Origin of the sequence: Dysgonomonas mossii (genome assembly GCF_004569505.1) — a bacterium.
In the GTDB taxonomy this organism is placed as follows: Bacteria; Bacteroidota; Bacteroidia; order Bacteroidales; family Dysgonomonadaceae; genus Dysgonomonas.
This window is the reverse complement of record NZ_SPPK01000002.1, coordinates 580643-592821: the sequence shown is the minus strand read 5'-3', so window position 1 is coordinate 592821 and position 12179 is coordinate 580643. Positions and strand designations below refer to the sequence as shown.

15 protein-coding genes are annotated in these 12179 nt (G+C 37.7%); 11 read left to right on the top strand and 4 right to left on the bottom strand.

Going from position 1 to position 12179, the window contains the following annotated elements:
- The first annotated feature begins 3 nt into the window (after positions 1–3).
- From E4T88_RS07900 to E4T88_RS07880, 5 genes are all read left to right on the top strand, one after another.
- Positions 4–291, top strand: coding sequence for a hypothetical protein (locus E4T88_RS07900; RefSeq protein ID WP_135104916.1), 288 nt, complete (start codon positions 4–6; stop codon positions 289–291).
- A gap of 371 nt (positions 292–662) precedes the next feature.
- Positions 663–3125 carry an endonuclease MutS2 gene (locus tag E4T88_RS07895; RefSeq protein ID WP_135104915.1) on the top strand — a complete coding sequence of 821 codons (2463 nt, stop codon included), beginning with the start codon at positions 663–665 and terminating at the stop codon, positions 3123–3125.
- 28 nt (positions 3126–3153) lie between these two features.
- A complete protein-coding gene (locus E4T88_RS07890) occupies positions 3154–3813 on the top strand; it encodes an oxidoreductase (protein WP_135104914.1) in 660 nt (219 codons plus the stop codon).
- Between the two features lie 35 nt (positions 3814–3848).
- Positions 3849–4277 (top strand): lipocalin-like domain-containing protein, encoded by a 429-nt coding sequence (locus tag E4T88_RS07885; protein ID WP_135104913.1) that lies wholly within the window; start codon positions 3849–3851, stop codon positions 4275–4277.
- A 181-nt stretch (positions 4278–4458) separates the two neighbouring features.
- Positions 4459–5463: a hypothetical protein gene (locus E4T88_RS07880; protein ID WP_135104912.1), complete on the top strand. Its 1005-nt coding sequence runs from the start codon at positions 4459–4461 to the stop codon at positions 5461–5463.
- A 47-nt stretch (positions 5464–5510) separates the two neighbouring features.
- Here the strand turns inward: E4T88_RS07880 and E4T88_RS07875 are convergent, their stop codons facing one another.
- The gene (locus E4T88_RS07875; RefSeq protein ID WP_135104911.1) at positions 5511–5900 is read right to left on the bottom strand and encodes a lipocalin family protein; all 390 of its coding nucleotides are present in this window, start codon (positions 5898–5900) and stop codon (positions 5511–5513) included.
- 159 nt (positions 5901–6059) lie between these two features.
- On the opposite strand from E4T88_RS07875, the gene E4T88_RS07870 reads away from it, so the two are divergent.
- Positions 6060–6428 (top strand): YccF domain-containing protein, encoded by a 369-nt coding sequence (locus tag E4T88_RS07870; RefSeq protein WP_135104910.1) that lies wholly within the window; start codon positions 6060–6062, stop codon positions 6426–6428.
- A 10-nt stretch (positions 6429–6438) separates the two neighbouring features.
- On the opposite strand, the gene E4T88_RS07865 is transcribed toward E4T88_RS07870, so the two are convergent.
- Positions 6439–7392 (bottom strand): NAD-dependent epimerase/dehydratase family protein, encoded by a 954-nt coding sequence (locus E4T88_RS07865; protein WP_135104909.1) that lies wholly within the window; start codon positions 7390–7392, stop codon positions 6439–6441.
- Positions 7393–7524: 132 nt separating this feature from the next.
- A complete protein-coding gene (locus tag E4T88_RS07860; RefSeq protein ID WP_135104908.1) occupies positions 7525–7836 on the bottom strand; it encodes a hypothetical protein in 312 nt (103 codons plus the stop codon).
- A 241-nt stretch (positions 7837–8077) separates the two neighbouring features.
- Between E4T88_RS07860 and E4T88_RS07855 the strand changes: the two genes are divergently transcribed.
- Positions 8078–8461, top strand: a complete 384-nt coding sequence (locus E4T88_RS07855) for a hypothetical protein (RefSeq protein WP_135104907.1) — start codon at positions 8078–8080, stop codon at positions 8459–8461.
- A 50-nt stretch (positions 8462–8511) separates the two neighbouring features.
- Here the strand turns inward: E4T88_RS07855 and E4T88_RS07850 are convergent, their stop codons facing one another.
- Complete coding sequence (locus tag E4T88_RS07850; RefSeq protein WP_135104906.1) at positions 8512–8991, bottom strand: surface-adhesin E family protein; 480 nt, start codon at positions 8989–8991, stop codon at positions 8512–8514.
- Positions 8992–9297: 306 nt separating this feature from the next.
- Between E4T88_RS07850 and E4T88_RS07845 the strand changes: the two genes are divergently transcribed.
- From E4T88_RS07845 to recA, 4 genes are read left to right on the top strand one after another with little or no spacing between them, the layout of a single operon-like run.
- Positions 9298–9873 carry an LOG family protein gene (locus E4T88_RS07845; RefSeq protein ID WP_135104905.1) on the top strand — a complete coding sequence of 192 codons (576 nt, stop codon included), beginning with the start codon at positions 9298–9300 and terminating at the stop codon, positions 9871–9873.
- 43 nt (positions 9874–9916) lie between these two features.
- Positions 9917–10444 carry a hypothetical protein gene (locus E4T88_RS07840; RefSeq protein WP_135104904.1) on the top strand — a complete coding sequence of 176 codons (528 nt, stop codon included), beginning with the start codon at positions 9917–9919 and terminating at the stop codon, positions 10442–10444.
- 12 nt (positions 10445–10456) lie between these two features.
- A complete protein-coding gene (bcp, locus tag E4T88_RS07835) occupies positions 10457–10921 on the top strand; it encodes a thioredoxin-dependent thiol peroxidase (RefSeq protein ID WP_135104903.1) in 465 nt (154 codons plus the stop codon).
- Positions 10922–10950: 29 nt separating this feature from the next.
- Entirely contained in the window at positions 10951–11973 is a 1023-nt protein-coding gene (recA, locus tag E4T88_RS07830; protein WP_135104902.1) for a recombinase RecA, read from the top strand.
- The last annotated feature ends 206 nt before the right edge of the window (positions 11974–12179 follow it).

Genomic DNA, 12179 nt, shown 5'->3' with positions numbered 1-12179 from the left:
AAGATGGGCATTTTTTATATAAAAAGAGAAGGAAAACTGACTTTATTTAGAATGAGTATAAAAAAAGAACCTTTCCCTAACAAGAAAACAAGCCTCACCAACACAAGCAAGAGCACCACTCACCACAAGCCACATCGCAATGAAAATCATCTGATTAATAAAAAAAAGGAAAAAGATAAACCAATGCTCAAGAGGAGCGTAATCAATGACAAAACCCCAAACCTACTTTCACAAGCAGATAATGAGATAAAAACACTTGTTAGTTTAAAGATAAGAGTCATTGCAGGATAATAAATGCCCAATAAATCCTTCGTCACTCCTCTCTTGCATTGGAATATATTGTATAAAGTACTTTAAAGATCAGAATATAAAGGAAACTCTTATTAGCATAATTTATTACTAATCTATAACAAATTTATTAAAAAAACTGGCTTTTTATATTTAGCAGTAAATTATGTATAGCTCTTTTTTATTTACATAGATGGCATTTGTACTATTCCACAGCCTTCTAGGAGTTTGTAATAAAGCTCTCCCTTTTAATTTTCACAAAAGTAAAGTAATTTTTATATTCTGCAAAAAGAATAAGCCCATTTTATAAAATTTGAATACAGAATGAGTTAATCTATTTCACTATATTTGCACTTTATTTTAATAATAGCGCTGTGATTTATCCGGAAAACTTTGAATATAAAATAGGATTTGACAAAATCCGCCAACTACTCATAGCAAAATGCTTAAGTCCACTGGGGGAAGAAAAGGTTACCAATCTGGCCTTCTCTTCTGATTATATACATATATCAGAATCGTTGTCTCAAACCGAGGAATTTATGCGCATCATAAACGAAGAAGACAACTTCCCTACTAATTATTTTCTTGACGTGAGGCATGCTCTACGCAACATACGGGTAGAAGGTACATGGATAGACGAAGCAGCCTTATTTGATTTACGAAGATCGTTACAAACAATACGGGACATTGTTCTTTTCCTAAAAAAGGAAGAGGAAGAAAATACCCCTTATCCATACTTGTATGCATTAGCCGGAGAAGTTGCGATATTTCCCCAGCTAATAAGTAAGATTGATAATATCCTAGATAAGTTTGGGCGCATAAAGGATAATGCATCCGCTGAGCTAAGCCGCATACGAAAAGATATAGCACATGTTTCGAGCGGGATATCTCGAAGCCTTAATGCGATCTTACGCACGGCTCAGAACGAGGGGCTTGTAGAAAAAGATGTAACTCCCACCATGCGTGACGGACGTCTTGTAATACCCGTAGCACCGGCATTTAAGCGGAAGATAAAAGGGATTGTACATGATGAGTCAGCTTCGGGCAAAACTGTATTTATAGAACCTGCCGAAGTAGTAGAAGCCAACAACCGCATAAGAGAGCTGGAAAGTGAAGAACGCAGAGAGATAATAAAAATACTGGTAACATTCACCGATATACTTCGCCCGCTGGTAGCAGACATATTGCAGTCGTACGAATTTCTGGCTACAATCGATTTTATAAGAGCCAAAGCTACATTTGCCATCGATCTGGATGCTATAAAACCAAGCATAGAAGACAAGCAGATTATAAGATGGTATAGAGCGAAGCACCCTCTGCTATTTATTTCTCACAGAAAACAGAATAAGCAAATTGTACCTCTCGATATAGAACTTGAGGAAGACAATCGCATTCTCATTATTTCAGGACCAAATGCAGGAGGTAAATCCGTTTGCCTAAAGACAGTGGGACTACTTCAATATATGGTACAATGCGGAATACCGATACCTTTAGCAGAAAATTCGAAAGTAGGGATATTCAACAATATATTTATAGATATAGGTGACGAACAATCTATAGAAAATGATTTGAGTACATACAGTTCGCATCTAACCAATATGAAGTTTTTTGTAAGAAACTGCGATGAAAAAACAATCTTACTTATAGACGAATTTGGAGGGGGAACCGAACCACAAATCGGCGGCGCAATAGCAGAATCCCTGCTTAAACGCTTTAATGAAAAAGAGTCTTTTGGTGTAATCACAACTCACTACCAAAACCTCAAACATTATGCAAATGAACATAAAGGTGTTATCAATGGGGCAATGCTATACGATCGCCACCTGATGCAACCGCTGTTCACTTTATCTATCGGCAACCCCGGAAGTTCTTTTGCAATAGAAATAGCCCGAAAAATAGGTTTGCCGGAAGATGTAATTGCCGATGCTTCTGAAATAGTAGGCAGTGACTACATCAATATGGACAAATACCTCCAAGATATTGTCAGAGATAAACGATATTGGGAAACTAAACGCCAAAGCATCCGTCAGAAAGAAAAACGGCTTGAAGAGATTACCACAACATACGAAACAGATCTGCTGAGTGTCGAAAAACAACGGAAAGAGATACTCCGTCAGGCTAAGGCCGATGCAGAACGGGTTTTATCTGATGCCAATGCCAAAATAGAGAATACGATACGTACAATTCGAGAATCGCAGGCCGAGAAGGAAAAGACAAAGCAAGCCCGATTGACTCTCAACGAATTCAAATCGTCATTAGAAAACGAAAAAAATTTCTCGGATGATAAGATCTCTAAAAAAATAGAGAAGTTAAAAGAGAAAGAAAAAAATAACAAGAAAAAAAGCGAACAACCCAAAGAGATTAAAGAACAAATAATCGCTATTGGAGACAATGTACGCATCAAAGGACAAACTTCAATCGGACAAGTACTTGATATACAAAAAGGAAGCGCTACAGTTGCATTTGGTATGATCAAATCGACCGTAAAACTCGAAACGCTTGAATATATAAGTAAAAATCAAGTAAAACGTGAAAACCGCAGCACTACAATCAGCGTAGCAGCCAGCGACGATCTCCGAGAGAAGAAACTCAACTTCAAGCAAGATATAGATGTGAGAGGTATGCGTGGCGAAGAGGCACTGCAAGCAGTCATGTATTTTGTAGACGATGCAGTGCTCGTAGGGGTTTCTCGAATACGAATATTACACGGAACGGGAACGGGAGCACTAAGACAGATGATACGAGACTATCTCCGTACGGCTCAAGGTGTGCGAAATTTTCAGGATGAGCATGTACAATTTGGAGGAACAGGAATTACTGTAGTAGACCTTGAATAATTAAACAGAAAAGCAAAAGGATAAAGAGATGGCAAAAACCGCAATATTGATAGGAAGTACCGGATTGACGGGGTCACATCTAATGAGAATACTATTAAATAGTGACATCTACGATAAAACGATATGTTTTGTACGTCGCGAGACTAAAATATCGCACCCCAAACTGGTTCAGCATATCGTAGACTTCGACGACGTAGAATCGTATAAGGATTATATGGAAGGAAACGATATGTTTTGCTGCTTGGGAACGACCATCAAAAAAGCCGGAAGCCAAGAAGCATTCAAAAAAGTAGACCTTACCTACCCTCTTCAATTTGCAAAGGTAGCTGCTGTGAATGGTATAAAGCAATTCTCAATTATATCAGCAATTGGAGCTAATCCGGAATCGAGCAACTTCTATTTACGCATAAAAGGCAAGTGCGAAGAAGAGCTAAGGAAATTGCCGTTCCAGTCTATATCCATATTCAGACCATCGTTGTTGGAAGGTAACAGGAAAGAATTCCGCTTTGGAGAAAGAGTACTAAGTTTTGCCATGAAAATATTCTCCATATTTCTTACAGGCAAATTAAAGAAATATCGTCCGATCAAAGCGAAGGATGTAGCTGAAGCCATGTATAGAGTTGCTCAACAGAATACAGTAGGGCTTCATGTATACCGTTCGGACGAGATAACAGATATTGCGAAATAAGGTTTCACTTCTGCATATCTTAACACCTAAGTAGTATGAAAAAGGTTATCCTATTCTGCTTACTCTCGATCTCTTTTCTTCACCTTTTTGGACAAGATGTTTCTTACACAAAAGGCGACATTGCCGGACGATGGGTAGAAGTAAAAGAAACTGACAAGCCGAGGCAATATTCAGAGACGGAATATCCTTATATATACATATTCAAGGATAATTATACTTTTCATTTAGGAGAATCGATGGACGGAGTCATTCTTTTCAATATTACAGGAAAGTATTTGATTGAAAATAACAGTATCGATATTACTTATTTTGAATTTCTACAAAACAACAATGCGAAAAAACTTACACCAAAAAAATTGTCGTTACAAATACGATCCATCAAAAACGGAATAATGACACTATACGTTTCCGATTATGATTTTTCTTATCCGCTCATATTAAAGAGGCAGAATTTGAGTCGATAAAACCACCTTAACATACCTAAATAATAATTTACAAAAAAATACATTTAATCTATCCATAGAGGCTAAAACGATAGAATACAATTAAATAAAGCAAAAACAAAGCTATACATTTCATTCATTTGCAGATATTATTATATCTTTGCACAGCAAACAGGCATAAACTATACAAAACGTTCTCCAAATGATAATGACGAAAAAACTACTTTGCATTTTTCCCTTAATATGTACTATTATAGGATTAAGCAGTTGCAACAGCGATACTCCTGACAAACCGGATACCAATACAGAAACAATTACTCCATCCGACCTTACTAAAGATGATTTATTGGGCACATGGGAAATATATAACTCGGAGAAACAAGTAATTAAAGTCAAAGAAGATGGGTCCGAATCGGCATATCCAAATTTCAGATCAGTAGATTATGACGGATTTATAAACAAGTTCTATATAGACTCGAAAGGCGTTTACACATTCGAAAACTCAAATGTACTGGATGAGCTTATAGATAAAGGTACTTACGATGTAAAAGATGGTCTGATCACCATGAATGTTACACGACATAACGGGAGAGATACTTCTTTTGTAAATACCGAAACAATCTCTATATTTTATAAAAACAAGGAGGCTTTTACGGTATTCAAATACTTTACGGTAGATGGCTATAAGATCAGAGACGGCAGATCGATGAGAAATATAGAAAAAGCACCGAATATACATCCCAATATGGAGAAAGTAGATGTTAAGGGTAAATATAGCAGCCTACTCGGAAAGTGGGAAGTATATGATTATCAGCTATTGGCTAATGGGGTATACGACGCTACTTATTCGAAAGAAACGCTGGCTAAGCTGAAAGGCAACACATATACGTTCAATGATGAAGGAAGTGGAAAGACATCTGTAAATATAGATTTCCTTGATCCGGATAATGATGGTGTACAAATCACAGGTAAATATCCCGTAAAAATCGTTGACGATATTGTTTATTACTTTGTAGACAATGCTGTTGATACACTTGGAAATTATGTACCTACAGCACCTTTCCTTTGGATTACAGACTGGAAAAAAAGAACAGATTCATCTACGAATAAAGAGTTTGATTCTTTCGTTAGCTTCAACAAGTTCAGGACTGATGCCAGACCCGATATAATATACGAAATGAGAAGGTTTCTCAGAAGGATAGACTAAAAAGCATCATACACTTACATACACAAATTATAGAAGAACAGGCAAACTTACAGCCCTGTTCTTTTATATTTTAGAGACCTGTCTCCTCCTTGCTTAAAGACTAAAGAGTCGACAGTTAAAGTGTATATATCAAGCTTATTATCGAATACAGAATCTTTATACAACATCAGTGTAAAATTATGTATTATAAAGGTATAGTCCGACTTTACAAGTCCGACAATTTCCTGCGTACACTTATTTCCATTAAAGTATAAATATACATCTTGCTGATTCAGGTCAAGGCTTGCCGAATCATTCTTTTTCGATTCCACAGCCACAAGCTGCCACTTTCCTTGTATCATCTGGTTATTTACCTCATCGCTATTGTAGGGCTTGCAACTAACCAAGAATAGGAAAGCAAAAATAAAACCGGCAAGGCTTATCAATCTAATAGACATTCGTTCCATGTTTACCACAAAAAAACAAATTATTTTTCATTAACGAGACATTCGCTCCATAAAAAGTCAGAATAATCTCATTGCTTTTACAAAATCCTGCTATATTTGTTCAACTGATTTTATTTATCTTATTTAAATACCTTTAAGCACAAGTTACGTATGAAAACAATAGGGAATATAATATGGTTGATTTGCGGAGGCTTTATGATAGCCATCGAATACTTCATTTCCGGATTTCTTATGTTATTGACCATCATCGGCATTCCCTTCGGACTACAAGCTTTCAAGCTGGGAATACTTGCAATATGGCCATTCGGAAGCCATGTTGAATCGAAAGACTCTGCTCCGGGCTGCCTCAATCTGGTGATGAATATTATATGGATCATAATCGGAGGATTCTGGATTGCCCTTACACACTTGTTCTGGGGAGTTCTTCTCTGTATCACAATAATAGGCATTCCGTTTGGAAAACAGCATTTTAAACTGATACATTTAGCTCTTGTTCCTTTCGGAAAAGAAATCAGATAAACCCCAATCGTCAAAACAGCTCTATCCCATCCCGATAAGTCTTAAATTTCAGCTCGGGCAATAATTCGTTTCTCATACGACGGGTATCACCATAGTATGAAACCATCCCTATTTTGACAAAGTCTACGGTGAGAGGGCTCTGTGTGCCAAACAAAGATGAAAATAGTTCCGACCCTTTTGCTGCAGCCATTATCATCCATACAGGCATACGCCAAGGCTTGCGATTCCCGCTATAAGCAGTAATATCGTCTAAGAATTGCTGTAAGGTTTGCACTCCTTCGTCACCTATGTGATATATCCCTTTGATATCAGGCTTTAGGGCTGCGGCAATAGTGGCATTTGCAAAATCCACTTTCGAAATAAGATGAATATATGTAGGTTTCCGCCACACGCCCAAAAGCCAATGTCGAGCAAACCACTGTGCAGCATCTATCATTAGTATCCCCTTGCCGTAGACCATTCCTACCCGCAGAGAAACAGCCTCTATACCGTATTTGTCACCATAGCTGAACAAGAGCTTTTCTTCTTCAAGACGTGTACGGGCATGCATCGATTCTGGATTTCCATCCAAGTGCCCTGTTGCGGGATTATTGGGAGTACATTCTCCTTCAACATGAGGAAAACTAATCAGTATTATACGTTTCACTTTCTGCTGTATAGCTGCATCGAGTAAGTTTTTAAAGTATAGAGTGTTTGTAGTTGGCAAAAACTTTTCGGGATTAGCCTTAAACAAAACCCCTGCAAAATGTACAACCACATCAACTCCGGCTAATGCGTCTCCCAATGTTTTGAGGCTTGCCAAATCGACCCGAAATACAGATACATTGTTTTTATCTTTCAGGTTCTCGGCTACATCTTTTTTATGTATCAGTAAATTCAGGTGTAGATTTTCTTTGTGTTGAAGTTCCTGAGCTAAGAGCCCTCCTAAGTTTCCGGCAGCACCGGTGATAGCAATTTTCTTCATTGTGCAATTTTTGTTCGAAATATAAATATATGAAATATTTCCCCATGTTACAGAAACAGATAAAGCTGTTTACACAAAAAAAAGAGATAACCATACGATTATCTCTTTCTTTATATTGTAAAACAAACGGAGTTAAGCCTTTGCTGCATTTGCTTTAGCCTTTGCTTCTATTTCCGACAATTCGTTCGCCAGCTTTCCTGCTACCTCACCGGTAACTTCATTTATTTTTTGTTTTCCTTTTCTTACTTCTTGCCTTGCCTTTACGCCTACACGCAAAGCCTTGCTTTTGCCTACAGCCAACCCATAGTCTAACTCAGACTTCGCTTTATCCGTAGCGTTGTTTACCTTTGTGCGCAATTCTTCCCTTGTTTCCTCATCGGATAGCTTCAATGCTGCATATACACCTAGTGCACCTACAGCTAAACCTAAAATAAATCCCTTCATAATGTGCTGTAATTTATGTGTTATATAATTCTATTATTAACAAATATAAGATATTTATAATGATAACAATCAATTAAATGCATTTGTTTACTTTAAATAACTTGTATATTCCTTTTTTAGTATAGTTAAACACAATGAATAAGGCCTGATTTTTGAATTAAGAAAGTTTATAATGCAAAATCATTTTATATAGATTCTGATTATTTTTTCCTACCTTCAACCCCTCTAAAGCCGTATATTGATGAAACATTTACTTTTTTGTTTTTCATTCTTAACTATCTTGATGGCATGCAGCACTCAACCTACATTGGAGGGGCGTTGGGCTGTAGAAATGGAACACAACCGTGACACTGCCATTATAGTAAACGGAGATACCATCGTAGCTCCGGAGTTGAAGATAGACCGAGATTCTATGTATCTGGAAATAAAAACGAATGGTCTTGTCAGCAAAACAGAATGCTTAGGCTTTTATACTATCAACAACAATCTTATTACTGTTACGGATAGAATGGGAAAACAAAGGACAGAAACGTTTGTGCTAAAAGACGATGTCCTAACCATTTTAGATAAAGACGATCCCAATAAGATTATAATGAGGCTGGTTCGTATCAGAGAGAAAGAATAAGACTGACCAGTAGACCGCATTCGGCAAAATCCTATTATCAATCATCGAAATCACTTTCCGTAATCGCAAACAAAGAAGAAAGTGTAATCACCCACAGTTTTGGCATTCACCTCTAGCCATCTCAGTTTATTTTTGGATGTGACTGTTTTTTGAATCAGTTTACCTGACGAGTCATAATCTTCTACAGATAAGACTCTAAAGCCTCTGTTTGAACAATCGTACATACTATAATAAATACAATAACTGAAATCATTCCACTTCTCCGCCTTTTCCGGCTTTTTCATCGCCACATACCTGTCTCTTATTTTATCCACATAGGCCTTACGAGCTTCGGCAGACGTGTATATTCGTTTTTCGTAGGCGTAAGACACTGCTCCGTCTTGCTTCAGATTGAGGGTATCTGTATAAATTTCCACATCTTCGGTTACGGCTACATTGTGCCAACCATAAATACCTGCTCCCACCTGACGGGAGGTCTGACAAGCCGAAAAAGACAATACGGCTATAATTGTGATTAATATATATTTCATCCTCATTTTTAATTTAATGCACATTAGTAATATTCTTTATAAAATAACAGGAGCGTATTTATAAATAGAAAATGTAAACTTACAAAATAAGCAGAAAGTAATGCCAGTCTTTGATCTAATTCTCTGATAAAATAGTTTTCAACATCAGGTTTACATATCATTTTTTATCTAATAATATTATTATCTTTGCTATGATAAGATAAGCGAAACGAAAACATTGCATTGACAAAACATCTTTGCTGGAAACTCTTTAGCGAATGTATGTATCCATACATTTCTTTGGATTTTTAATTTTATAAATTAATAATGAAATATATATCAATATTCTGCGGCTCGGCCTCAGGTTCAGATAAAATCTTTGCAGAACAAGCAACCCTACTCGGAAAAACAATCGCGCAAAAAGGCTACGGCATTGTATATGGAGGTGCACACGTAGGACTTATGGGATATGTAGCCAATGGCGCACTAAGCGAGGGTGGAGAAGTAATAGGTGTTATACCCGAATTTCTGAAAAGTAAGGAGTTGGAGCATACCAACCTGACAGAGATTCATATCGTAGAAACAATGCACCAACGCAAAGCCTTAATGAACGAGATCAGCGATGGAGTTATCGCTCTAGCGGGAGGATACGGAACCTTAGACGAATTATTTGAAATGCTTACTTGGGCTCAATTGGCATTACACAAAAAACCGATAGCAGTATTGAATACCAACGGATATTATGATCCGCTTATTACGATGTCGAAAACAATGATCAAAAATGGTTTCCTAAAAAATGAATATCTTGATCTTTTGTTGATAGATGCTAATATTGGCAGTTTGCTGAAAAAAATGGAAGATTATATACCTCCGGCCAACGACAAATGGTTTGAAGTGAAATAATCCTTCAATCTTAATATACAAACTAAACAAAACACACCTTAGTATGAAAAAGTATTTATTCATTGCAGTGGCAATGCTGGGATCAGTTACAATTGTAAATGCCCAGACGGTAACAAAACGTGTTGTAGAAAAGACAAACAAAGGAGACTCGAAAACGCATTACAATTATTTATTACTGGATGCCGTCAATTACAGCGATGCAGCATACTCCAGATATGAAAAATTGGTGCAAGATGTGTGGGATAAAAAATCGAATGCTAACCTCACGAAAAACAGAATAGAAACTCTGGAGGAAATCGATAAATACCTGACGACCGTAAAAGAGACTCCGATATACAAAGGAGGAGAGAGTTACCAACTGGCAGTACTGGCATACCTCAGTGCTGTAAAAGACAAGGTTATTGCTCTGGAACATCTGGGAACACTGGGCGATGATGCAAACACCGACGCTATAGTGTACAACAAAGCATCGGCTAAGTTTACAGATATATCGAACGAAGCTATTGACCTGAGAAACAATGTTAGAGATAAAAAAAGCGAATACGAAAAGACATTCTATATACAAAAATAAAACAATATAAATATGGCACTTACTGTTGGAGATAAAATACCTGAAATTTTAGGAATCGATCAAGACGGAAAAGAAGTAAAAGCATCCGACTATCAAGGGAGTAAGCTTGTATTATATTTCTATCCGAAAGACAATACCCCGGGCTGTACAGCTGAGGCTTGTAGTTTGCGGGATAACTTTTCGCAACTCAGAAAAGCCGGTTACCAAATACTGGGCGTTAGTGTCGACAACGAAAAATCGCATCAGAAGTTTATAGAAAAGCAACAATTGCCTTTTCCGCTGATTGCCGATACAGACAAAAAGCTTGTGGAGCAATTCGGTGTATGGGGTGAGAAAACACTTGCCGGACGTAAATACATGGGCACATTTCGCACAACATTCCTGATAAACGAATCGGGCATTATAGAGCAAATAATAACTCCGAAGGAAATAAAAACCAAAGAGCACGCTCAACAAATATTAGATCTAAATAAATAAAAGTTTCATATAATTATCAAAGAGAAATAATGGCAGAAGAAAAAGAAAAAAAAGCAGCCCCAAACACAGAGAAGCTGAAAGCTCTGCAAGCTGCAATGGACAAGATAGAGAAGAGCTACGGAAAAGGCTCGATAATGAAAATGGGCGATGATAAAATCGATGAGATAGCTGTTGTTTCTACAGGTTCTATAGCCCTGAACGCTGCACTTGGTGTAGGTGGATACCCTCGCGGCAGAGTGATCGAAATATACGGTCCAGAATCGTCAGGTAAAACAACCCTGGCTATACATGCTATAGCCGAAGCACAAAAAGCAGGAGGTATAGCAGCCTTTGTGGATGCTGAACATGCCTTCGATCGTTTTTATGCCGAAAAACTTGGAGTTGACATCGAAAACCTATATATATCACAGCCCGACAGCGGTGAGCAGGCTCTCGAAATAGCAGAGCAATTGATTCGTTCTTCGGCTATCGATATCATTGTTATCGACTCGGTTGCCGCACTGACTCCTAAAGCAGAGCTAGAAGGCGAGATGGGCGATTCAAAAATGGGATTACAGGCTCGTTTGATGTCGCAAGCATTGCGGAAATTAACTGCTGCGATCAACAAAACAAACACCATCTGTATATTTATCAACCAGTTGCGCGACAAGATCGGTGTTATGTTCGGTTCACCCGAAACAACTACCGGCGGTAATGCCCTGAAATACTATGCATCTGTACGCCTTGATATTCGCCGTATCGGACAATTGAAAGACGGAGATGAGGTAAGGGGTAGCCAGACACGCGTGAAGGTAGCAAAGAATAAAGTTGCACCTCCTTTCCGCAAGGCTGAATTCGATATCATGTACGGTGAGGGTATCTCTCGCTCGGGAGAGATCATAGACCTTGGTGCAGAGCTTGGTATCATCAAGAAAAGCGGTTCGTGGTACAGCTACAATGAAACCAAACTGGCACAAGGACGTGAGTCGGCAAAAGAAGTGATAAAAGACAATCCTGAGTTGGCAGAAGAGATAGCAGGCTTAATCTTCGAAGCATTGAAAGAAAAGCACTAATATAAGCAAAGCAATCTAGGAATAGCGAAGAGGCTGTTTGAAGAGTAAAACTATATTTTGCTCTTCAAACAGCTTTTTTTATTATCATATCTCTTTCTATTTATCTTATATAGTAAGGTGTATTCGGATACTGTTCCCCATTATTCCGGTCTTTAGCGAAAGGCAGAAATAAATAAAAGGTTACATATAGAAAAACAATGAAATAG